The following is a 22,459-nucleotide window of genomic DNA, read 5'->3' as shown; positions in this document are numbered from 1 at the left end:
GCTGTAAATCGACGGTGGCGAGTCTCGCTGCCTTAGCGGGCGAGCCTCAGGGTCACCAGCTGGAACGGCCGCAGCTTGAGCTCGGCGGAGTCCGCCCCGGCAACGACACCCAGCGCCTCGACCGGCCGCTCGAGCAGGTCCACTGGCTGGATTCCCGAGGACCCGAAGTTGGCCGTCAGCCGTCCGGCGGAACGCTGGCCCAATGATTCGTACAGCCGGACGATCACGTCGCCGGAGCCATCTTCGGCCAGCTTCACCGCTTCAATGACCAGGGCAGGGTTGTCCACGGAGACCAGCGCCTCGGCGGGGTGCGCGCCGCGGACCGTCCTCAGTGCGAGGTTGGCGCGGTAGCCCTCCTCCACAGCCTCGGCGATTCCCGCTGCCGGCCTGACCCAGACGTCCAGAACGTGCAGTCCCCGGTCGGCCTCGGGGTCGGGGAACTTGGCCGCGCGCAGCAGGGAGAGCCGGACGGTGGTGGTGGTCCCGCCGTCGTCCCGGACAGACCGGGCGACGTCGTGCCCGTACGTGGAAGCGTTGGCGATGGCCACGCCGTATCCGGGTTCGGCGACGTGGATCCAGCGGTGCGCGCAGATCTCGAACTTCGCCGCCTCCCATGAGGTGTTCACGTGGGTGGGCCGGAAGACGTGGCCGAACTGGGTCTCCGCCGCAGACCGGTCAGCCCGCAGGTCCAGCGGGAAGCCCAGCTTGAGCAGCTTCTCGCGTTCCTGCCAATCCACCTCGGTGGAGATTCCCAGGGACGGGCTGCCAGCGGCCAGCGTGATGCGCTGGGTGATGCGGGAAACGCCGGTGAGCCGTTCCACCACGACGACGGCATCCCCGCCGTGCCGCTCCAGCCTCACCTCTGCGGCATCGACCAGCGAGACGACGTTCCGGCGGTAGAACTCGTCGATGTCCCAGGCATCCCATTCGTTGGGGGTGTCCCGGTGCAGTTCCAGGTGGTTTCCGAACTCGCCGGGGGCGATGGCCTCGCGGCCTGTCCCGTGATCCCGCAGGGAGGTCAGCAGGCCGTTGCTGTCCAGCACCGCACGGATGACGCCGTTGTCCAGCACAAAGCCGCCGTCGAGCGGAGTGGCCTGCACCCCATCCCGGGTTGGCACAGCGGCCGCGGCTGCGAGCGCCGGGACTCCGAGCCGGGCATGGGGGCCGGCATTCAGCAGAAATTCCTGTGTTCCCTCGCCCAGGAGGGCCGCCGCCGCCTCGCCGATGAGCGTTTCCAGTCCCTTGGCCACTGCCGCGTAGTTCCGTTCGGCGTCCTGGTGGACCCAGGCGATGGCGCTGCCGGGCAGGATGTCGTGGAACTGCTGCAGGAGAACGAGCTGCCACAGCCGTTTCAGCTCGGTCGCGGGGTAAGCGTACTCCCCGCCGGACCGTACGGCGGCGGTGGCGCACCAGAGCTCCGCTTCGCGCAGGAGGTGCTCGGACCGGCGGTTGCCCTGCTTGGTCCTGGCCTGGCTGGTGTAGGTGCCGCGGTGCAGCTCCAGGTACATCTCGCCCACCCAGACCGGCAGCGCGGTGTATTCGGCCTCGGCCTGCTCAAAGAAGCCGCGCGGCGTTCCGATCCGGACTTTCGGCGAGCCTTCCAGGTCGGCCGCGCGGTGCGCGGCGGCGAGCATTTCCCGCGTCGGTCCGCCGCCGCCGTCGCCATAGCCGAATGGGACGAGCGAGGTGGTGCCGTATCCGTGGTCCCGGTAGTTGCGCTCGGCGTGCGCCAGATCCCGGGCGCTGAGTTCGGAGTTGTACGTGTCCACCGGCGGGAAGTGCGTGAAGAGGCGGGTGCCGTCAATGCCCTCCCAGTTGAAGGTGTGGTGCGGCATCCGGTTGATCTGGTTCCAGGAGATTTTCTGTGTCAGGAACCAGCGGCTGCCGGCGGCCTTGACGATCTGCGGCAGGGCCGCGGAGTACCCGAAGGAATCCGGCAGCCAGGCTTCCCTGCACTCTACGTCGAACTCCTTGAGGAAGAAGCTCTTGCCTTCCACGAACTGCCGGGCCATGGCCTCGCCGCCGGGCATGTTGGTGTCCGATTCCACCCACATGCCGCCCACGGGAATGAACTGGCCGGACTTCACCTTTTCACGGATGCGGCCGAAGAGCTCGGGGTAGAACTCCTTGATCCAGGCGAGCTGCTGGGCCGAGGAGCAGGAGAACACGAAGTCCGGGTCCTCGTCCATCAGGGCCACAACGTTGGAAAACGTCCGGGCACACTTTCGCATGGTCTCCCGAACCGGCCACAGCCAGGCCGAATCGATGTGCGCGTGCCCGGTGGCGAGCAGCCGGTGCGCGGAAGCGTACGCGGGCCTGGCCAGCACCTCGGCCAGCGCCGCCCGCCCGGCGGCCGCCGTGCCGGCGACGTCGTCCGGGTCCATGGTGTCCATCATGCGTTCCAGGGCACGGAGGATCTCGTGCCGGCGCGGCAGTTCGGTGGGCAGTTCATGCATCAGGCCGCTGAGCATCAGCACGTCCTGCTGGAGTTCCCACACTGCGCGGTTCAGCTCGGCGATGGCGATGCTGCCCAGGCGGTACTGCGGTTCGCTGCCCGCGGTGGCCTTGTCCCCGTAGGGAGTGGGCGCGAAGCTCCAGCCTTGGGCAACGTCCGGATTGGCTGCAGCCTCGACGTAGAAGTCAACAGCGAGTCCGCTCCCCAGCAGCTTCAGCGGGATGTGCTGGTTGCGGGGGGAGATGGCCTTGATGATGCTGCCGTCCGGGCGCCACGCGATCCCCTCGCACTGGAAGCCGGGGATTTCCGTGGTGAAGCCGAGATCCACGACGATCTCCACTTCGGTGTCCGGCGCGGTTCCCCAGGCGTCCGGCACATCGCCCTGCAGCCGCAGCCATTTTGTGCTCCACGGGCGCCCCCAGGCGGCACCGTGTTCCTGCGGCACGAACTCCTGGCGCAGGGCTTCCAGTACCGGGACGGGTTCATCCGGAACGTCCCAGCTGCTGAGCTCCAGCGGCACGCTGCGCCCGTAGATGGCAGGGGTGATCCGTTCGCGGAGAAAGCGGTCCAGGCGGACTTCCGTGATCCGGCGGTCGTCGTGCAATGTGTACCTCTTCAGTACGTGAAAGCGGAAGCGGCTGTGCTGGCTTTCGTGCGGGCATGGGCGTCGCGGTCAGCTTGGGTCCGGGCACGTCAGCTGCGGCGCAGGCGGATCAATGCTTCCATTCGATGGATAAAATCTACTGCTTTGGCGTCCCGCCGCCAAGGGGCCACGCCCCTACCGCGCCACCGGGGCAGGAGTGGAAATGCGCCCGCGACCTGCGTAGACGTTCAGGCTGGTTCCGCGGCTGAACCCGGCAAGGGTGAGTCCCGTGGACTCGGCCAGCTCCACGGCCAGGCTTGAGGGGGCACTGACCGCGGCGAGCACCGGGATCCCGGCCAGCGCTGCCTTCTGGACGAGCTCGAAGGAGGCCCGCCCGGATACCTGGAGCACGGTGTTGGCCAGCGGCAGCCGCCGTTCGCGCAGTGCCCAGCCAACCACCTTGTCCACTGCGTTGTGCCGGCCCACGTCCTCCCGCAGGCACAGCAGCTCCGCACCGCCGTCGTCGTCGATCCTGAACAGCCCGGCAGCGTGCACTCCGCCGGTCACCTCGAACACGGCCTGGGCTTCCCGCAGCCGGTCCGGCAGGGAGGCAAGCGTTTCGACCGGAACGGTGAGCCGGTCCGCGGCGGGGTTGAAGTGCGAGGACTTCGTTACCGCTTCAATGGAATCGGTGCCGCAGATCCCGCAGGAGCTGGACGTGTAGACGTGCCGGCCGGTGTCCGGCAGCGGCACATCAGGCCGCAGCTGGGCCTCCACCACGTTGAATGTCTGGACGCCGTTCTCGTCCTCGCCGGCGCAGAACCTCAGCGAGATCAGCTGGTCGGCATCCCAGATGACACCCTCGGAGACGAGGAAGCCTGCGACCAGGTCAAAGTCGTCGCCAGGCGTGCGCATGGTGACCGAGTAGGAAAGGTTGCCCAGCCGGATCTCCAGCGGCTCCTCTACGGCGAGCACGTCCTCACGGTGCCGGACCGGGAACTCCAGGGCCGCGGCCGAACCGTCCAGGACGTAGCGGTGCACCTTGCGTCGTTGCGTTACACGGCCCATGCGGTACTCCGCGCTGAGTGGCTGTTCATGACTCCATCATTGCAAGCCGGTCCGGTGTACACCAACGCCTGTCCCACGGCCGGACCATGTCCCCTCAGTCGAGCAGGGCGCTCCAGTCCACCGGCCCGCTTTGGGCTGCCTGCTTGGAGGTGCGGGAAGCGGGCTTCCGCCCCGGGCTCTTGGGTTTGGACTCGGCTGCCTTTGGTTCGGGGATGGCCGGGCCCCAGGGCAGCGCGAAAGCCGGCACCGTCTCCCCCAGCTGCACGCCGTGCGGCGGCACCACCAGGACACCGTCGGCCGACGCCAGCCCCCGCATCATGCCCGGGCCGGTGTGCTGCGCCGGCGAGGCCATGCCGTAGAGGAGCCGGAAGGGCATCAGCCGCGTGCGGCCGGGCTCGGGTTCGAGCACGGTGCCGCAGGGGACTTCCCGGACCGGCGGCAGCTGGCCGTGTCCGAGGGCGGCCAGGAGCGGTGCGCCTACCGTGGAGAGGGCCATCATGGCGGCCAGCGGGTTGCCGGGCAGCCCGAGCACGAAGCGCCCGTCCGGCAATTCGGCGAGGACGGCGGGGTGCCCCGGCCGCATTGCCACGCCGTCGATGATCAGCCGTCCGCCCAGCTCAGCCACTGCACGCCGGAAGTGATCGGTTCCCGAGACACCCGTTCCGCCGGTGGTGATGACGACGTCGGCCGGCAGGTTTTGTGCCTCGGGGATGCCCGAGTCCTCGAGCCCCTCCAGCCATTCCGTGTAGCCGTCCCCGATGCGGAGCTGTTCACGGCACAGGCCGCCGAGCATCTCCACCACGGTTGCCAGCTGCGGTCCGAACGTGTCACGCACCCGCCCGGGCTCGGGAAGTCCCTGCTCCACCACCTCGGAGCCTGTCAGCAGCAGCTTCACCACCGGCTTGCCCAGGACCTCAACCTCGTCGTGCCCGGCCAGCGCGGCGAGCGCCACATGGGCGGGATTTAGCACGACGCCGGCCCTGACCAGGACGTCCCCGGCCGTTGCCTCCTCAGCAGCCTTCCGGATGTGCTGGCCGTTACGGGGCTCGCCGGGACGGGCAGTGCCGCCCAGCGCCAGGACAGGCAGCCCGTCGTCGTCCTCGGCGATCACGCCGCTCTCTTTGCGCAGCACTGCCTTGGCACCTGGCGGAATGAGTCCGCCCGTCACGATCACGCTCGCCTGGTGCGGGGCCAGCCGCTGCCCCGGTTCGGCCAGGATCCAGGGACCCGCTCCGTTAACGGCCCAGCCGTCCATGGCAGAGGACGCATAGTGCGGCATGTCCTGGCGGGCGGTGATGTCCGTCGCCAGCGTCCGGCCGACGGCGTCGCGCAGGGGCACAGGCGCCGCCGGGATCGGCGTGGCACAGTCGAAGGCCGCCTGCCGGGCCTCCTCCCAGGTGTGCGCCAGGTGCTTGGCATGCCCGTCACGCTCCGCTGCGGCGACGGGTTCAGCTTCGGCTTCTGGTTCAGTCTCGGCTTCGGGTTCAGCCTCGGCGGCAGACTCGCCGTCCGGGGAGGGGTCGGCGTCCGGGTCCGGCTCAGCGTCGGGGAAGGTTCCGTCCCCGGCGGCAGGGCTGGCGTCCCCCGCGGGGCTAACCTCTCCTGCGGAGCTTGGGGTGGCAAAGGAGCCGAGATCGTCGGAGCGGTGCTCGGGCGCGGCTGTCATTCCCCCGGTGTCCCGGTGGGCACCGAAGCTCCGGCGGAGCCCACGACCGGGGAACCTGCCGCAGCCTGCGCCTCGTCGGCCGCATAGGCCTTGGCCACAGAACGCGCCACGTCCATGGCGTTCTGCATGGATGAGGCATCCGGCGCGTGGCCCGGACCGGAGGCCAGTCCGACGGCGAGACCGGCTATGAAGGTGGTCAGCGGCGCCGCGGGACGCACCACGGAGTGCGCGGCAACTCCTGCTACGGACAACACCTCGTTGATGTCCACGTCCACATCCTCGAGCTCAAAGGCCCGCAGCAGCAGACGGCACCATTCCTCAAGCGTCTCGTCCTGGCTTTTCATGCCTGCCTCCAATTCACGGCGGCCCGGAATGCGGCTCATTGCTCCCGGACAGCTACTCCCAACGCGGCCGCATCATCCCAGGTGTCCACGTCGTCCGTGGAACCGGCAGGGACAGTTACAGCCTGCACGTCAAGACTAGCAAGGAGGGCGAACACCGAGCCGTGCACCAAGGCGTTGCGCGCGGCGGCATCCTGCACCGCGCGTTCCAGCACAGCTGTGCCATAAAAACCGGCGAGCGGCTGGAGGCGCCCATCCGCCGATGCCGCCATGACGCCGTCGGCGCCCGCACCGGGGAGAGCATCCCGGAGGGCCCGGACGGCATCCGCAGCCCGCGGCATGTCGCAGGCGAGGACCATTACCATGTCCGCCGGACCCGCACCGCGGAGGGCGTCAAGGCCGGCGGCGATGGCCGCAGCCGGGCCCGCGAAGGGCGGATCCTCTCGGCAGGTGAGCACACCGGCGGGGAGGCCCGCGGCCTCAGGCCCCACCACGACGGTGCGGCGGGCACCAGCGGCTGCCGCGAGCGACCGCTCGAGGAGGGTGGCGCCGTCGAACATCAGGGCAGACTTGGGCGAGCCGCCCAGCCGCGACGAGCGGCCACCGGCCAGGATTATTGCGTCAAAGTCCACACACCCAGCGTAATGCTGGATGGGTCAGGCTGCTCTTTCCGGAAGCAGGAACGGATCCCACGCCGGTGTGGGCTTCTCCAGTTCCTTGATCTGCCACATGGTGCCCACCGGAGGAGCCGGATCGAACCTGAGCTTCCAGCCCATCTCACCGGGCGTGTGGTCACCTTTGACGTTGTTGCAGCGCAGGCAGGCCGCAACCAGGTTCTCCCAGGAGTCAGCACCGCCCCGGGATTTAGGCTGGACATGGTCTATGGTGTGGGCTGCCTTGCCGCAGTAGGCGCACCGGTGGCCGTCGCGGCGAAGTACGCCCCGCCTGCTCACCGCGGTGACCATGTTGTACCGGGGGCGGATGTAGCGGTTAAGGAGAATCACGGACGGACGGCCCATGATGTCCTGCGGCCCGACGACAGGATCGTCGCCTTCGGCCACCACGCTTGCTTTTCCGGTGAGCACAAGGACCAGCGCCCGGCGGAAGGTCACTACCGCCAGCGGTTCATATCCAGCATTCAGAACGAGTGTGCGCATGCACATACCTCTTCACGGCCGCACCCGGCAGAGGCGCGAGGGCCGGCTGCCCTCTGCATGTCCGGGCTATGGATCGACACCATAAGAGTAAACACTCACTAGGCAGATGAGCGAATCGAACACAAGCTTCGTCATGGCGTGTCACCAAAAATTCATGCGCGCGCAAGGCAAAAAAGGACCCCCGCCAGGCGGCGGGGGTCCTTCTGTGATGCTTCGGGGTGTCTTAGCCGCCGACGCGGATGAAGACCGGGCCGGAGCCGACGTTCACGCTGAACAGTGCGGTGGTTCCGCCGTTCCAGCCGCCGTGGACAGCCATGCCGTTGCCGACGTACACAGCGATGTGGGCCAGGCCCATGCCGCCGTTCTGGTAGTAGGCGAGGTCGCCCGGCTGAGCTTCAGCAGCGCTGACGGTGCGGCCCAGGGACAGGTAGCCGGCCGGCCAGCCGTGGTAGTGGATACCCACAGCGGCGAGTGCATTGGTGGCCAGTGCGGTGCAGTCCTGCGAGACACCGAGCTGCGCGTAGGCGGCAGCAGCAATCGCAGCACCCTTGCCGCTGGCGGCAGCGGTCTTCGGAGCAGCAGTCTCGACGGAGGCGGTGGCCTGGACAGCCGGAGCGGTCTCAGTAGCCGGAGCCTCAACGGCGGGGGCGGATTCCTGGACCTTGACGACAGGCTTGGGTGCCTCGACGACGGGGGCCGGGGTGGTGGAGACAGCAGGCTTCTCGTAGGAGATGGCAATGCTGGAAGCTGCGGAGATGTTGGCCGGGGCAGCGGACTGGACTTCCAGCGTGGAAGCCGGAGCGGATTCGCGCTGGACGTTGGTCTCGGCGGCGTTGGCGGCGATGCCGCTGGTCAGGACGAGACCGGAAGCCGCTGCGATAACTGCAGCCTGGCGGCCCATGCCACCGGCGTTGTCGCCGACGGCCTTGGCAATGACAGCCAGCGAGCTGGTCTTGGTGACCTCGGCGCGGTGCCGTGCAATAGTCGCACGTGTAGTCATTAAAGTTTCTCTCTTTCGTGTTCCACGGACCGCGGTAGCAGGACGTGGGTTATCGACGCGCCGGCATCTTGGGGGTAAGCCGGCCCGCCTCGAATCGGATTCTTAGCGAAGGGTGTAGAAAGCAGACGTGCCCGTTGCGGACACCGCGTGCAGGAGAGTGCCGTCGGCAGGGTTCAGCGCGCTGATCATCATGCCGTTGCCGACGTAGATGCCCACGTGGGCGCCGCCGTTCTGCATGACCAGGTCGCCGGGGGCAGGCGTGGAAGTGGGCTTCATGGCGTTCCACGCGTTGACGCGGGGAATGCTGATGCCAGCCTGGGCATAAACCCACTGGGTGAAGCCCGAGCAGTCCCAGCCGTTGGGGGTGGTGCCGCCCCAGACGTACGGGTGGCCGATACCGGTGTACGCGATTGCAGCCAGCCCGGACGCCGCGGCGGAGGCCGCACCATCAGTGGCCTTTGCGGTGACGGCCAGGGCCGCACCGGTGCTCTCGTCGCCGGCCTGGCCTGCGTCGGCCGCCTTGCCCTCATCGTTCGACTGCGGAGCGATGGTTTCGGCGACCGGGGCTGCCACCGTGGTGACGGCAGGACGCTCGAAGGAGACGGTAGCGGTGGGCGCGGCGGTCACAGCAAGCTGTGCGGCCTGGGATCCGGTCTCCGAGGAGGCGGAAACACCAATATTGGCGTCGGCTGCGTTAGCCGGCAGGCCAACGCTCAGGATGAGTCCTGAAGCAACTGCGATAACAGCTGCCTGGCGACCTACTGTGCCGGCATTGGCGCTAACCGCCTTGGACACGGAGTCCAACGGGTTCATACGAACCGTCTGCGCGCGGTGGCGCGCGGCATTGTGGCGTGAAGACACGAAGGTAGCCTCTCCCAATGCCTACGAGGTGAGCTGTCGGATTCGGATGGGAGTCACCCGGCCGCGCTGCTTCCTGGGAAGCTTTGCGACTTAACCCCAAGGCCTTCTTGCGAAGACCAAAATTGGTTCCCCCGCCCCTGCCAGACGATGTAATGCGAACGGACCTTGAGCGGTGGCAGAGTTAGGCAATCCACTCAAGAGCGTCAACTTCGGCGAAGTTGACGCGGTTTAGACGGTACAGCAGTTCGGAGCGAAAGTCACATTCAGGTCACGGCGTGTCACAGGAATGAGAGTGCTCACTCGGCTTGGCTCAGAGCCAGCCCATGGGATCAACGACTTCCCCGTTGACCATCACCTCGAAGTGGAGGTGGCAGCCGGTTGAGGCGCCGGTGGTCCCGCTGAGGGCGATTATTTCGCCCCGGGTGACCTTCTGGCCAACCTGGACGCTGGAGGACGACAGGTGGTTGTACGTGGTTTCCAGGCCGTTGCCGTGGTCGATGACCACGCGGTTGCCTCCCCCGTACGGGTGCCACCCCGAGAACGTGACTGTGCCGCTGGCCGCAGCAAGGACCTCCGTGCCGCACTGGGCGGCAAAGTCCTGGCCGCGGTGGAACTCACCGGCACCGCCGGTGATCGGGCTGACCCGGTAACCGAACGGCGAAGACTTGACCAGCGTGGTCAGTGGCCCACCCAGGGTGCCGGCCGAAGCCGCACGGCTGATGCTGCCGGCCGACTGGGCACTGAGGAGCTGCTTGAGCTTTCCGTCCGGGTCTCCGGTGGTGGAGACGGACGTGCGGCTGAAATCGATCTTGGCTGCCGCTTCCGCCGAGACCTTCGGCTGGGCCGGTGAGGCTGCAGAAGCGGATGCCCCTCCCTGCTGCTCTCCGGCAGCCAGTACAGGGCCGGTGGCAGGGACGGTAACAGTCAGCAGCAGGCCGGTGGCCGCAAGGGCAACGCCGGCTTTCTGCCCGACGCCACTGGCCGAAGCGAAATCCGTAACCTGCCGGAACGGACCCCGGCGGCGGCGCGCTTCACGCTGGGCGTCCCGGGGACGGTCCGCGGCAATGGCCTCCGCGGGGCGCGGCTCCGGAGCGGGACCGGACGCGCGGCGGCGGCCCCGGGCATTCTGCATGGACAAGTACTGCTTCCTCTCTGGATAGCCTGCGAAGTTAGCTGTCGGATTCGGGTCAGAGAGTGCATAGACCCGGTCCGCCGTGACAGGCCCCATCCGGCACAGGGGTATCCAGGGAGGATTCCTTCTGCGGAAAAGACTTGCTGCTGCGGACTTCACCCCAAGGCTGCTGAAACAGCCGGTTGTGGTTCCCCCGCCCCTGCCAGTGGGTGACTCGCGCTACTGATCTGCTGGCAGGGTTCGGCTCCAGATCAGGTAACGCTTTTGTATCGGCGCTGCCGTTTAACTATAGGCGATTAAAGAACGCAGTAATAATTCCGTTATATTCACTGTGCAAAAGTGGTAGGTCATCCTGCCTGCAGATGTCTGACAAGAAGCGACGCCCGCCCCGAAGGGGCAATTTGAAGTCAGTCCACGCGGACGAACACGTGCGCCGCGACTTCCGGCGGCAGCTCGAGAGCGCCCTCGAAGCCGGGAACGCGGACGGAGATGTACTCCCCCACGCGTTCCAGCGACACGGCAGCGCCGGGCCGGATCCCGCCCTCATCCAGCTGGACGAGCAGTTCCGGCTCCACCTGGATGGGTTCTGCCAGGCGGCTGACGGTGACCTTGGAGGCGGGGCCGTAGCCGGTCATGGCATCGAGCAGGTTCAGCACACCGTCCGCGAACGGCCGGGCCGGCTGGCCGCCGAGTGCCGCGAGGCCGGGAATCGGGTTGCCGTAGGGCGACTCGGTGGGGTGGTCGAGCATTTCGTAGATCCGGCGCTCCACCCGTTCGCTCATGACGTGCTCCCAGCGGCAGGCCTCGTCATGGACGTACGCCCAGTCGAGTCCGATCACGTCGGCAAGGAGGCGCTCCGCGAGCCGGTGCTTGCGCATCACCTCGGTGGCGCGTTTGCGGCCCACTTCGGTCAGTTCGAGGTGGCGGTCGCCGGAGACGACGACGAGGCCGTCGCGCTCCATCCGGCCGATGGTCTGCGAAACGGTGGGGCCCGAATGGCGGAGGCGTTCGGCGATGCGTGCCCGAAGCGCCACGATGTTCTCTTCCTCCAGCTCCAGGATGGTGCGAAGGTACATCTCCGTGGTGTCGATCAGATCCGTCATTCAGCTCAGCTCCTCGAGCACAGTATGTGTGTCCGTCCCACCGTACCGCGGGCCCGCCGCACCGGGAGCCGGCTGGCTGCAGCGGCGGTCGCAATAACCGACGGCGGCGCAGCACCGGCTGTCTGCCCGTACGTCCACTGCAAGCTTAGCCTATTTTGAATTAGTCCGAATAATTCGCAGGTCCTGTGACGGGCACAATCTCAATGACTGGACTATGACGGAGGCATGTACCCGACGTATCCGCGCTTCGGGCAGAATAAGGAGGGTCTTCGTGGCGGTCACGGTTGCCTGCCGGCCCCCGCCCCGACCCAGCCGAACCGCACTTCCATGCCGAAAATTGGAGCCATTGTGAGCGACACCAGCATCACTATCCCCGCAAACCTCCTGCCCAAGGACGGACGGTTCGGCGCCGGCCCCTCCAAGGTCAGGCCGGAGCAGATCGAGGCGCTCTCCGCAGCCGCCACCACGCTCCTGGGCACGTCCCACCGCCAGGCTCCGGTGAAAAACCTCGTGGGCTCCGTCCGCGAAGGCCTCAGCACCTTCTTCCGCGCCCCCGAGGGCTACGAGGTGGTTCTCGGCGTCGGCGGCTCCACCGCCTTCTGGGACGTCGCCAGCTTCGGCCTGGTGGAGGAGAAGGCACAGCACCTGTCCTTCGGCGAGTTCGGCTCCAAGTTTGCCGCTGCCACAAACAAGGCACCATTCCTTGCGGAATCCAGCATCATCAAGTCCGAGCCCGGCACCTGCCCCGCACCCAGGGCCGAGGCAGGCGTTGACGTCTACGCCTGGCCGCAGAACGAGACCTCCACAGGCGTTGCCGCCCCCGTCCAGCGCGTGAACGGCGCCGACGAGGGCGCGCTGGTTCTCGTGGACGCAACCTCCGCTGCCGGCGGGCTGGACGTCGACGTCGCCCAGACGGACGTCTACTACTTCGCGCCGCAGAAAAACTTCGCCTCCGACGGCGGGCTGTGGCTGGGCCTCTTCTCCCCGGCCGCGCTTGAGCGGGCCGAGCGCGTCAAGGCCAGCGGACGCTGGATCCCGGACTTCCTGGACCTGAAGACCGCCATCGACAACTCCAAGCTCAACCAGACGTACAACACCCCGTCCCTGTCCACGCTCGTCACGCTGGATGCCCAGGTGCAGTGGCTCAACGCAAACGGCGGCCTGGACTTCGCGGCCGGACGCACGGCCGACTCGGCCGGTCGCATCTACAAGTGGGCCGAAGCCTCCGAGTTCGCCACGCCGTTCGTCGCCAACGCCGCCGAGCGCTCCAACGTCATCGCCACCATCGACTTCGATGACTCGATCGACGCCGCCGCCATCGCCAAGGTGCTCCGCGCCAACGGCATCGTGGACACCGAGCCCTACCGGAAGCTGGGACGCAACCAGCTGCGCATCGCCACCTTCGTGGCGATCGAGCCGTCCGATGTCTCCGCCCTGCTGGACTGCATCGACTACGTGGTGGGCGAGCTGAAGAAGTAGCCCGCCGGCGTGGATTTTTTGTCCAGATAATCGGGGTTCGACGGCCGTCAAGCCCCATTATCTGTACAAAAACTCTTCACCTGATGTTCGACGGCGTCGTCCGGGCTTGTGTCCCGGCCGGCGCCGTCCGCCGTTTAAGCCTTAAAGGAATTTGCCCCGCGTTCGAAAACGCGGGGCAATTGAATATTCGGACCGGGTGGATCCGGCGGGTCAGCCGTGCTCCTGGCCGGCGGATGTTGATTCGCTGTCGGCAGCAGTTTCAGCGTCAGGCTCCGTGCCGGCGTCGGACTCTTCTTCGGTGGCCGCCGCAGCGGCGCCTTCCGAGCCTTCGTCCTGGGCTTCGTCGTCCTGGGCGTCTTCCGGTCGCACGCGCTCGGCCCACGGCACCCATTCCGGGGCGAGGATCGAGTCTTCGGACGGCAGCAGGCCAAGCTCGTTGACCGTGATCACCTTGGAGCGGGAATTGCGGGTCAGCACCGCGTACCACTGCCAGCCGAGGTACCCCGGCAGGCGTGATTCGAAGAGGTGCGTCACCACGCGGTCACCCTCGGTGCGGGCGGCGAGGTGGTCGCCGATTTCGGATGCCTTCGCAATGCCTTCGACGGCGGTCCGTGCGGTGTCCACGGCAGCGGCCAGCACGGCGTCGGGCTTCCCCGTCCGCCACACCGGGACCCCGGCGCGCCTCTTGGCGGCCTTGGGTTCAGCCTTGGATTCAGCCTGTTCAGGTTCCGGGTTCATGGGCAGGCCTAGGCGTCCAGCTCGTCGGCAACCTTACGCAGGGCAGCGGCAATGGCCTTGCCCTTGTTGCTGTCCGGGTACTTGCCGGAGGACAGCGTCCCGGACAGGTTGTCCAGGACCGTCACCAGGTCCTGCACCAGCGGGGCAAGATCCCTCGCGCTGGGTCGCTTCGCCTTGGCGATGGACGGTGTCTTTTCGAGGACGCGCAGGCCGAGGGCCTGGGCACCCTTGCGCCCGTCGGCGACGCCGAACTCAACCCGGGTGCCGGCCTTCAGTTCCGATACTCCGGCGGGCAGCGCGGACTTGGGAAGGAACACTTCCTGCCCGTCCTCGCCCGCGAGGAAACCGAAACCTTTGTCCTTGTCGTACCACTTGACCTTGCCGGTAGGCACCTAATCAACCTTCTTCGTTCTGACGTTCTGGGACATGGCCGGCCGCCACCGCATCCGCACTGATGTGCGGGTTCAGGGTATGACTGCCTGGTCCATGTTGGTCTGCTCCTTCAAGGTTATCCTGACTGGCAGGCTAATCCCGCTTTGAGGCGCCGCCGCGGCGCTGCTGTTAGCGTTACGTTTATGACATCCGCGCGTATCCGGCGGCCGCTGATGGCCGCCGCAGTGCTTCTTGCAGTTTTGTCCGTCGCCGCCGTCGGCGCGGTCATGGCCTTGGCCGCTGCGGGCCATGCTGCGCCGCAGTGGGTGACGTCAACAGCGCTCTATGGCCTTCCGGCGGCCTTCCTGCTGATGCTCGTGCCGGTGGTCGACGGCGTTGCCGCCCGCCGCCGGGCAGGAACCTCCGGCGGGCGGTAACGTTGGACTGATGTCCCTCATTCGTGCGCTCAGCAAGGAACTGGAGGCACGCAGCGACGAGTCGCTGCGGGCTCTGTTCGCTGCGCGGCCGGACCTGATCTCCCCAGGCGTTCCGGACTTCCCGGCCCTGGCCGCCCGCGCCAGCGCGCGGGTGAGCGTGCAGCGCGCCCTGGAGCGCCTGAACCGTCCCCAGATGCAGGTCCTGGAAACCCTGCACCTGTGCACCAACACCGACAACGGGCACAGCGCCTCCGCTGCGGTGCTGAAGAAGGCGATCGCAGGCTCAACGGTGGCTGCCATCGAGCAGCTCCTGCAGTCGCTGCACGACCTCGCCCTGATCCAGCGCGCGGAGCCGCCGCACGGCGCCGGCCCCGGCGCCCAGCGGCAGCGCTTCTACCTTCCGGTAAGCAGCCTGAAGGACGTCGTCGGAATCTACCCGGCCGGACTGGGCCGCAGCTACACCGAGCTGGTCAGGCTGCAGCCGGCATTCGCACAGCGCGTCGTCCAGCTTGTCGGGGAGCTGCACCGCAGCGGTGCCGCCGTACGGGCGGCGACCACCCCGATGGAGGCAGCACTGGCGCTCCAGCAGTGGACGTCCTCCCCGGAGGGACTTCACGCGCTCCTCGCCACCGCCCCGGAACGGACCACGGCACTGCTTGCCCGGTTCAGCAACTGGGCCATGGGTGCTGTACCCCCGGCCCAACGGAAGGCTTCCGTTACTGCTGAAGGTCACGACGTCGGGCCTGTCGACTGGCTGCTGGCCCGGGGCCTGCTGGTTCCGCTGGACGCCGCCCACGTCGAACTTCCGCACAGCGTGGGCATCTCATTGCGCGGCGGCGCCATCATCGACAACTTCTCCCTGACTCCCCCGGCACCGACGCTCGGCGTCACCACCGCCGCCCTCCGCCGCAACGCCGCGCTCGGCGCCATCGCCGAGAGTCTGCGCCTTACGGGTGAGGTGCTCCATGCGGTCAGGGACCAGCCCCTGGCCACCCTGCGGAGCGGGGGCGTGGGCATCCGCGAAATGCGCCGGCTGTCCGAGGCCCTCCGCGTGGACCACCGCACCACCGCCGTGCTGCTGGAGCTGTGCGCCCTGTCCGGCCTGATCCGGCTGGACGTGGACAGGTCGTGCTGGGTGCAGCCGCCCCAGCTGGAGTGGCTCGGACTGCCGCGGCAGGAGCAGTGGCTGTGGCTCGTCAACGCCTGGCTGGCCAGCGAGCGCGCCCCGTCGCTCGTGGGGCAGCCCATCAACGGCCAGCCTGCGGGGCCCGCCAACCACCGTGCCCCCGCTGTGGCCACCGTCAACGCCCTGTCCGCCGAAGCACAGCGGTCCGACGCGCCCGTCGTCCGCAAGCGGATCCTGGAAATCCTGCGGGAGCTGACGCTGGAGGCGGAAATGCCCGACGGCGCCGCACCGGTGCTCAACGCGGAGGCCGTGCTGCAGCGTGCCGAGTGGTCGCAGCCCCGCATGGCGCGGCGGTTCAGTTCCCTGATCAGCGGCGTCCTCGCCGAGGCCGAGCTGCTGGGGCTGATCGGGTCCGGCGCACTGAGCCAGCTGGGTGCCGCCATCGCCGCGGACGCGCCCGACGACGCCATGGACCTCCTCGGCGAACACCTGCCCGCGGCACTCAACCACGTGCTCCTGCAGGCAGACCTGACCGCCGTCGCGCCGGGATACCTGGCTCCCGACCTGGCCGAGCAGCTCCTGCGGATGGCCGACGCCGAAGGGCAGGGCCCGGCCACGACATACCGGTTCTCCGTGGAGTCCATCCGGCGCGCCCTGGACTCCGGCCAGGATGCCGCAGCCATCCTCGACTTCCTGCGCCGCCACTCCGCCACCGCCGTGCCGCAGCCGCTGCAGTACCTCGTGGAGGACACTGCAGCCAGGCATGGCAAGCTGCGGGTCGGGGCCGCCGCCAGCTTCATCCAGAGCGACGACGAAGCCGCGCTCAGTGAGCTCTGCCGGGAGGCTGCGGCCTCGTCGCTGGCCCTGGTCCGGATCGCCCCTACCGTCCTGGTCTCCATGGCCTCGCCCCGGCAGACGGCCCTGGTCCTGCGCGGGCTGGGACTGTCACCCGCCGTCGAAGAGGCCGGATCCGCCGTCGTCCGCCTTAACCGCACCCCGCCGCTTCCGGGCAGCGGGCGCCCCGTCTACAGCGCACCGCGCACCGCCCTTCCCGACGCCGACGTGACCGCCCAGCTGGCCGTCCTGCGCAGCCATGCTCCGGCCGGCATGAGCCCCAACGGCTCCCGCCCGGCCGCCGCCGGCAGCGAGGAGGCAACCCAGCTGGGGCTGGAGACCCTGCACAAGGCCATCCGGCTCCGGCAGAAAGTCGTCATGAACGTCGTGGACAGCATGGGGAATGCGAAACTGGAAACGGTTGTTCCGGTCTCCGTGGCGGGCGGACGCGTCCGCGTGTTCGACCCCGCGAAGGACACGGAACGGGTGCTTTCCATCCACCGGATCATCGACATCGAGGCAGCAGAGGAAATGCAGCAGTGAAGGTTGTACCTGCGTGAATGACGGCCCGCTGATTGTCCAGAGCGACAAAACCATCCTCCTCGAGGTGGACCACGAGCAGGCGACGGAGGCCCGGCACGCCATCGCGCCCTTCGCCGAACTGGAGCGCGCACCCGAGCACATGCACAGCTACAGGCTCACGCCGCTGGGGCTTTGGAATGCCCGGGCCGCGGGGCTCGACGCCGAGAAGGTGCTGGATACGCTGCTGAAGTACTCCCGGTTCCCCGTGCCGCACTCGCTGCTGATCGACATCGAGGAAACGATGTCGCGGTACGGGCGGCTGCGGCTGGAGAAGGACCCGCAGCACGGGCTGGTCATGCGCACCAGCGACTACCCGGTGCTGGAGGAGGTCAGCAGGGCCAAGAAGATCCAGCCGCTGCTGGGCCCGCGCATCGACGCCGAGACCGTTGTGGTCCATTCCTCCCAGCGCGGCCAGCTGAAGCAGCTGCTGCTCAAGATCGGCTGGCCGGCGGAGGACCTGGCCGGCTACGTCGACGGCACGCCCCACCTCATCATGCTGAACGAGTCGGGTTGGAAACTGCGCCCGTACCAGCGGCTGGCCACGGAAAACTTCTGGGCAGGCGGCAGCGGCGTCGTCGTGCTCCCCTGCGGCGCCGGCAAGACGCTCGTGGGCGCCGCGGCGATGGCCACCGGCTCCACCACAACCCTCATCCTTGTCACCAACACCGTCTCTGCACGGCAGTGGAAGGACGAGCTGCTCAGGCGGACCTCGCTGACCGAGGACGAGATCGGCGAATATTCTGGCGCCGTCAAGGAAGTCCGGCCGGTGACGATCGCGACCTACCAGGTCCTCACCACCAAGCGCGGGGGCGTGTACCCGCACCTTGAGCTCGTCGACGGCCACGACTGGGGCCTGATCATCTACGACGAAGTCCACCTGCTCCCGGCGCCGATCTTCAGGATGACGGCGGACCTGCAGGCGCGGCGCCGGCTTGGCCTCACGGCAACCCTGGTGCGCGAAGACGGCCGGGAAGGCGAGGTCTTCAGCCTCATCGGCCCCAAGCGGTACGACGCACCGTGGAAGGACATCGAGGCCCAGGGCTACATCGCCCCCGCGGACTGCGTGGAGGTCCGCGTCGATCTCCCCAAGGACGAGCGCGTGGCATATGCCATGGCCGAGGATGCCGACAAGTACCGGCTGTGCGCAACGTCCGAGACGAAGACCCTCGTGGCCGAACAGCTGGTGGAACACCACCGGGGCGAGCAGGTTCTTGTGATCGGGCAGTACATCGACCAGCTCGACGAGCTCGGCGAGCGGCTGGACGCGCCGGTCATCAAGGGTGAAACCCCGGTCAAGGCCCGCCAGAAACTCTTTGACGCCTTCCGCGCAGGCGAAATCCAGACCCTCGTGGTGTCCAAGGTGGCCAATTTTTCCATCGACCTTCCTGAGGCCTCCGTGGCCATCCAGGTTTCCGGGTCCTTCGGTTCGCGCCAGGAGGAGGCCCAGCGCCTCGGCCGGCTGCTGCGGCCCAAGCAGGACGGGCGGGCGGCACGGTTCTACTCGCTCGTGGCACGGGACACCCTGGACCAGGATTTCGCCGCCAAACGCCAGCGTTTCCTGGCCGAGCAGGGCTACGCCTACCGCATCATGGACGCCAAGGACGTCGAATCCTGCTGACCCAAGCAACACACAACATTCATCCAGAAAACTCCCAGATTCTGGGAGCATCATGGGAAACATGAAAAAGAACAGCGCCGAAGCGAAGCTCCTCGTGGTTGATGACGAACCGAACATCCGCGAGCTGCTCTCCACGTCATTGCGCTTCGCCGGGTTTGAAGTGGTTTCCGCCGGGAACGGGCGGGAGGCGCTGGCCGCCGTCGAGGCACACGCGCCCGACCTCGCGGTGCTGGACGTCATGCTTCCGGACATGGACGGCTTCACCGTCACCCGCCGGCTGCGCGCGGCCGGCAAGCATTTCCCTGTCCTCTTCCTGACCGCAAAGGACGACACCGAGGACAAGGTCACCGGGCTGACCGTGGGCGGGGACGACTACGTCACCAAGCCTTTCAGCCTCGATGAGGTGGTGGCCCGCATCCGTGCCGTGCTCCGCAGGACGCAGCCGCTGCTGGAGGATGACGAGGCCGTCATCCGGGTGGACGACCTGGAGCTCGACGACGACGCCCACGAGGTGCGCCGCGGCGGCAAAGTGATTGAGCTGTCCCCCACCGAATTCAAGCTGCTGCGTTACCTGATGCTGAACCCGAACCGGGTCCTGTCCAAGGCGCAGATCCTGGACCACGTCTGGGAATACGACTTCAACGGTGATGCCTCCATCGTCGAGTCCTACATTTCCTACCTGCGGCGCAAGGTGGACATCGACCCGGACGCCCCGGCCCTCATCCAGACCAAGCGCGGCGTCGGGTACGTGCTGCGGACAGCCGAAAAGCGCTGACCTTGCTCGAACGATGGGAGGCCGCGCTGGAGCGCTGGAAGTCCGCCACCCTCCGGTCCCAGCTGGTGGCCATCATGATGGCCCTCCTGCTGGCGGCCCTGGCCGTGACCGGTACGGTGGCACTGACGCTGCTGCGCGGCTACCTCGAGGGCCAGGTGGACGACAAGCTGCGGGCCGCAGTTGCCGCCGCCCAGTCGCAGCGCTCCATCTCCCCCATCGCCAACCCGGCGGTCCCCACGGACTACGCGGTGACGCTCTACTATCCGGGCACGCAGCGGGACCCCATCGACGACAAACTGGCCCGCCCCGACATTGCCTCGATCTCCGTTGACGAGGCCCGCGAGCGCGACTTCCGCCCCTACCAGGTGCGTGGCACCGACGGAAAGAACTGGCGCGTGGTGGCTGTTCCCGTTGTTGTCGGCAGCGAACAGCAGCGAGCGGTGGTGGTCATCGGGCTGCCGCTGTCCACGGTGGATGAGGTGCTGCGCCACATCAGCCTGGTTGGAGTGGGTGTTGGCGTGCTGACGCTCATCCTCGCCTTCTTCATCGCCAACTGGACCGTGACCAGATCCTTCCGCCCGCTGGCCAGGGTGGAGAAGACCGCCGCCGCCATTGCCGCCGGAGACCTGTCGCGCCGCGTCGATGTGGAGAACCCCTCCACGGAAGTGGGCCGCCTGGGCAGGTCCCTGAACGCCATGCTCGCCCACATCGAGGCGGCCTTCGCGGCCCGGATGGCCTCCGAGGACCGGATGCGCCGGTTTGCCGCCGACGCCTCGCACGAGCTGCGGACCCCGCTGGTGACCATCCGGGGCTATTCGGAGCTGTACCGGCACGGCGCGCTGCAGTCGCCGGAGGATGTGGCCAGCGCCATGGGCCGGATCGAGAGCGAAGCCAAGCGGATGGGCTCCATGGTGGAGGACCTGCTGTTGCTGGCACGGCTCGACGAGCAGCGGCCGCTGCAGCGCAAGCCCATCGACCTGCAGCTGCTGGCGCACGACGCCGTGGTGGACACCCAGGCCAGCGACCGGAAACGCACCATCACCCTCACCGGCCTGCACAACGGCAGCGCCGAACCGGCCCCGGTCCTGGGCGACGAGGCGAAGCTGCGGCAGGTCATCGGCAACCTTGTGGGCAACGCGCTGCGGTACACCCCCGGAGGAACACCCATCGAGCTCGCCGTTGGCGTCCGGCGGTCCGACGACGGTTCCGCCCAGTCGGTCCTGGAGGTCCGGGACCATGGCCCCGGCATCTCCGACTCAGAGGCGCCCAAGGTATTCGAGCGCTTCTACCGGGCCGATACGTCGCGTACCAGGGATACGGGCGGCAGCGGGCTGGGTCTGGCGATCGTGGCCGCCATCGTCGGCTCGCACGGCGGCTCCGTCCGGGTGGAAGGTACCGACGGCGGCGGCGCAACACTCGTGGTCAGCCTCCCCGTCCGCGAGGACTCCCCCGGGACTGACGCCCATGAGGCGGTCAGCCCCGAAGCGGACGGTATCGGAACGTTCTCGGACATCGCCGCCGGGGACCAGCCAGGCCAGGACCGCGGTGAAGGGGATCGTGCTGAAGGGGACCGTGCTGAAGGCGACCGCATTGCCGGGGAGCGTACTGCCGGGAACAGGTCCTCGGGCGGTGGCCGGGCCACCGGCGGGAACCGGTTATCCACATAGCGGTACCCGCCGTGGCGCCGCGTGCCGGCGGGTTCCTAGGCTGGACGTAGCGGACCGGAACGGCCGGTCCGCCAGCCATAGCGACTGTCCTGCCAGGGCAGTCCCCCGAAGTAGTCGAGAGGCCCGCCATGAGCATCATTTCCGTCGATACCGACCTGCTGCAGGTCAAGTCAGCCAACGTCAAGGCGACCGTTGACCGGATCAGCGCCGACGTCCAGGCCATGAAGCACGGCCTCGACGAACTGCAGGCCACATGGCGCGGATCGGCCGCCACCAACTTCCAGGCGCTCGTTGCCGAGTGGACACTGACGCAGGGGAAGGTTGAGGCCTCGCTCGCCTCCATCAACCTTGCCCTGTCGTCGGCCGCTGACACCTATGCGCAGGCGGAGCTGGGCAACGCGCAGCGCTTCAGCTGACGCCGGCAGGGCACCGGCGGGGCGGGCTCAGGCTTCGGGCGTGCCCTGGTGAAAGCGCAGCCGCCACTGTCCGCCGTCCAGCACCCACAGGGAGCTCCGCAGGGCCGAGCCGGCGCGGGAGTAGCTCCGGTAGGTCAGCAGGACCGTGTCGGCACCGATCCGGTCGGCGCTGAGCACGTCCAGGTCAACTGGACCGCCCGGGCTTTCCTCGAGGGACATCATCATGGCGTCGCGGGTCCAGAGGCGGCCGGCCGTACCGATCTCCGTGAAGTCCGGGTGCAGGAGCTGTCCTGTGCGGCCGATGTCGCTGCGGACATCCGGGAGGAGGAGCTCGCGTTCCAGGGCCTCAACAATCTCTTCGGGCTTCGCGCCCGCCGGGGGTTCGGCGAACGCCTCGGCGCCCAGTTCGTTCAAACCGAGTTCGCTGAAGAGATCAGGCTCGCCGGATCCGAAGAGCGCCGGGGATTCCTGCTCGGGCTCGAAGAGCGGCGGGACACCGCCCTCGCCGCGGCCCTCCTTGACGGGCCGCCGGCCTGCTGCCGGCTCCGCGTCGGGGAACCCCGGACCTGAGCGGGCGGCTACGCCCTGCTGGTAGGCGAGCGCCACGGCCCTGGCGCGTTCGTCCGCAGCCTCGTTCAACTCGTGCCCGGCGTGGCCCTTGACCCATTCGAACCGGTACTTGCGCCCGGCGAGCTCCCGGTCGATGTCCTTCAGGATGTCCACGTTCAGCACGGGCTTGCCGTCTGCCTTGCGCCACCCTTTGCGCTTCCATCCGGGCATCCACTTTGTCACGGAGTTGATCACGTACTGGCTGTCGCAGAGGATGTGCAGGTCCTCGTCGGGCATGTGCGCGGTGGAACGGAAGAGGTCCAGGACGGCCATCAGCTCACCCTGGTTGTTGGTCCCGTGCGGCCAGCCGCCGGCCCGCCAGCAGTCGTCGTTCACATACCAGGCCCACCCTGCGGGACCCGGGTTTCCCAATGCCGAACCGTCGGCTGCTGCAGTAATCGTCACCGAACCATCCTGCCAGACCGCGGGGACAAAAATGC

General features: G+C 67.9%; 20 protein-coding genes and 2 riboswitches. Of the genes, 7 read left to right on the top strand and 13 right to left on the bottom strand.

Annotated features, from left to right (window positions below):
- Nucleotides 1–32: 32 nt before the first annotated feature.
- The 10 genes from ACFRAH_RS02055 to ACFRAH_RS02010 all read right to left on the bottom strand — a co-directional run bounded on the left by ACFRAH_RS02055 (nt 33) and on the right by ACFRAH_RS02010 (nt 11,366).
- Entirely contained in the window at nt 33–3,059 is a 3,027-nt protein-coding gene (locus tag ACFRAH_RS02055; protein WP_377989252.1) for an alpha-mannosidase, read from the bottom strand.
- 174 nt (nt 3,060–3,233) lie between these two features.
- Entirely contained in the window at nt 3,234–4,106 is an 873-nt protein-coding gene (gene fdhD / locus ACFRAH_RS02050) for a formate dehydrogenase accessory sulfurtransferase FdhD (protein ID WP_377989251.1), read from the bottom strand.
- Between the two features lie 94 nt (nt 4,107–4,200).
- On the bottom strand, nt 4,201–5,772 hold the full coding sequence (locus ACFRAH_RS02045) for a molybdopterin molybdotransferase MoeA (protein ID WP_377989250.1): 1,572 nt from the start codon (nt 5,770–5,772) through the stop codon (nt 4,201–4,203).
- On the bottom strand, nt 5,769–6,116 hold the full coding sequence (locus ACFRAH_RS02040) for a DUF6457 domain-containing protein (protein WP_377989249.1): 348 nt from the start codon (nt 6,114–6,116) through the stop codon (nt 5,769–5,771). The genes ACFRAH_RS02045 and ACFRAH_RS02040 overlap by 4 nt, the downstream gene beginning before the upstream one ends.
- Before the next feature lie 35 nt (nt 6,117–6,151).
- Complete coding sequence (locus ACFRAH_RS02035; protein ID WP_377989248.1) at nt 6,152–6,745, bottom strand: molybdenum cofactor guanylyltransferase; 594 nt, start codon at nt 6,743–6,745, stop codon at nt 6,152–6,154.
- Between the two features lie 24 nt (nt 6,746–6,769).
- Nucleotides 6,770–7,270 carry an HNH endonuclease gene (locus ACFRAH_RS02030; RefSeq protein ID WP_377989247.1) on the bottom strand — a complete coding sequence of 167 codons (501 nt, stop codon included), beginning with the start codon at nt 7,268–7,270 and terminating at the stop codon, nt 6,770–6,772.
- A gap of 223 nt (nt 7,271–7,493) precedes the next feature.
- Nucleotides 7,494–8,270, bottom strand: coding sequence for an NlpC/P60 family protein (locus tag ACFRAH_RS02025; protein ID WP_377989246.1), 777 nt, complete (start codon nt 8,268–8,270; stop codon nt 7,494–7,496).
- A 102-nt stretch (nt 8,271–8,372) separates the two neighbouring features.
- Nucleotides 8,373–9,083 (bottom strand): C40 family peptidase, encoded by a 711-nt coding sequence (locus tag ACFRAH_RS02020; protein WP_377989245.1) that lies wholly within the window; start codon nt 9,081–9,083, stop codon nt 8,373–8,375.
- A gap of 52 nt (nt 9,084–9,135) precedes the next feature.
- Nucleotides 9,136–9,329, bottom strand: a riboswitch (cyclic di-AMP (ydaO/yuaA leader).
- A 112-nt stretch (nt 9,330–9,441) separates the two neighbouring features.
- Nucleotides 9,442–10,263, bottom strand: coding sequence for a M23 family metallopeptidase (locus ACFRAH_RS02015; RefSeq protein ID WP_377989505.1), 822 nt, complete (start codon nt 10,261–10,263; stop codon nt 9,442–9,444).
- An 11-nt stretch (nt 10,264–10,274) separates the two neighbouring features.
- Nucleotides 10,275–10,519: riboswitch (cyclic di-AMP (ydaO/yuaA leader) on the bottom strand.
- 151 nt (nt 10,520–10,670) lie between these two features.
- Nucleotides 10,671–11,366: a metal-dependent transcriptional regulator gene (locus ACFRAH_RS02010; RefSeq protein ID WP_377989244.1), complete on the bottom strand. Its 696-nt coding sequence runs from the start codon at nt 11,364–11,366 to the stop codon at nt 10,671–10,673.
- A gap of 348 nt (nt 11,367–11,714) precedes the next feature.
- Here ACFRAH_RS02010 and serC point away from each other — a divergent pair, with 348 nt between their 5' ends.
- The gene (gene serC / locus ACFRAH_RS02005; RefSeq protein WP_377989243.1) at nt 11,715–12,845 is read left to right on the top strand and encodes a phosphoserine transaminase; all 1,131 of its coding nucleotides are present in this window, start codon (nt 11,715–11,717) and stop codon (nt 12,843–12,845) included.
- A gap of 210 nt (nt 12,846–13,055) precedes the next feature.
- On the opposite strand, the gene ACFRAH_RS02000 is transcribed toward serC, so the two are convergent.
- Both ACFRAH_RS02000 and ACFRAH_RS01995 read right to left on the bottom strand, forming a co-directional pair.
- Nucleotides 13,056–13,583: a DUF3027 domain-containing protein gene (locus tag ACFRAH_RS02000; protein WP_377989242.1), complete on the bottom strand. Its 528-nt coding sequence runs from the start codon at nt 13,581–13,583 to the stop codon at nt 13,056–13,058.
- Between the two features lie 8 nt (nt 13,584–13,591).
- Complete coding sequence (locus ACFRAH_RS01995) at nt 13,592–13,975, bottom strand: cold-shock protein (RefSeq protein ID WP_377989241.1); 384 nt, start codon at nt 13,973–13,975, stop codon at nt 13,592–13,594.
- Nucleotides 13,976–14,158: 183 nt separating this feature from the next.
- On the opposite strand from ACFRAH_RS01995, the gene ACFRAH_RS01990 reads away from it, so the two are divergent.
- The 6 genes from ACFRAH_RS01990 to ACFRAH_RS01965 all read left to right on the top strand — a co-directional run bounded on the left by ACFRAH_RS01990 (nt 14,159) and on the right by ACFRAH_RS01965 (nt 21,410).
- Entirely contained in the window at nt 14,159–14,392 is a 234-nt protein-coding gene (locus ACFRAH_RS01990) for a hypothetical protein (RefSeq protein ID WP_377989240.1), read from the top strand.
- 10 nt (nt 14,393–14,402) lie between these two features.
- The gene (locus ACFRAH_RS01985; protein WP_377989239.1) at nt 14,403–16,895 is read left to right on the top strand and encodes a helicase-associated domain-containing protein; all 2,493 of its coding nucleotides are present in this window, start codon (nt 14,403–14,405) and stop codon (nt 16,893–16,895) included.
- A 13-nt stretch (nt 16,896–16,908) separates the two neighbouring features.
- Nucleotides 16,909–18,552 carry a DNA repair helicase XPB gene (locus ACFRAH_RS01980; RefSeq protein ID WP_377989238.1) on the top strand — a complete coding sequence of 548 codons (1,644 nt, stop codon included), beginning with the start codon at nt 16,909–16,911 and terminating at the stop codon, nt 18,550–18,552.
- Between the two features lie 61 nt (nt 18,553–18,613).
- Nucleotides 18,614–19,327, top strand: coding sequence for a response regulator transcription factor (locus ACFRAH_RS01975; RefSeq protein ID WP_214847153.1), 714 nt, complete (start codon nt 18,614–18,616; stop codon nt 19,325–19,327).
- A gap of 2 nt (nt 19,328–19,329) precedes the next feature.
- Nucleotides 19,330–20,994 carry an ATP-binding protein gene (locus ACFRAH_RS01970; protein WP_377989237.1) on the top strand — a complete coding sequence of 555 codons (1,665 nt, stop codon included), beginning with the start codon at nt 19,330–19,332 and terminating at the stop codon, nt 20,992–20,994.
- 128 nt (nt 20,995–21,122) lie between these two features.
- Complete coding sequence (locus tag ACFRAH_RS01965; RefSeq protein WP_377962360.1) at nt 21,123–21,410, top strand: WXG100 family type VII secretion target; 288 nt, start codon at nt 21,123–21,125, stop codon at nt 21,408–21,410.
- A gap of 27 nt (nt 21,411–21,437) precedes the next feature.
- Here the strand turns inward: ACFRAH_RS01965 and ACFRAH_RS01960 are convergent, their stop codons facing one another.
- Nucleotides 21,438–22,424, bottom strand: a complete 987-nt coding sequence (locus ACFRAH_RS01960) for an RNase H family protein (protein WP_377989236.1) — start codon at nt 22,422–22,424, stop codon at nt 21,438–21,440.
- Nucleotides 22,425–22,459: the final 35 nt, after the last annotated feature.

Source organism: Arthrobacter sp. NPDC056727, from assembly GCF_042790555.1.
Taxonomy (GTDB): domain Bacteria; phylum Actinomycetota; class Actinomycetes; order Actinomycetales; family Micrococcaceae; genus Arthrobacter.
The sequence above is the reverse complement of the archived record's forward strand: the minus strand, read 5'-3'. Positions and strand labels throughout refer to the sequence as shown.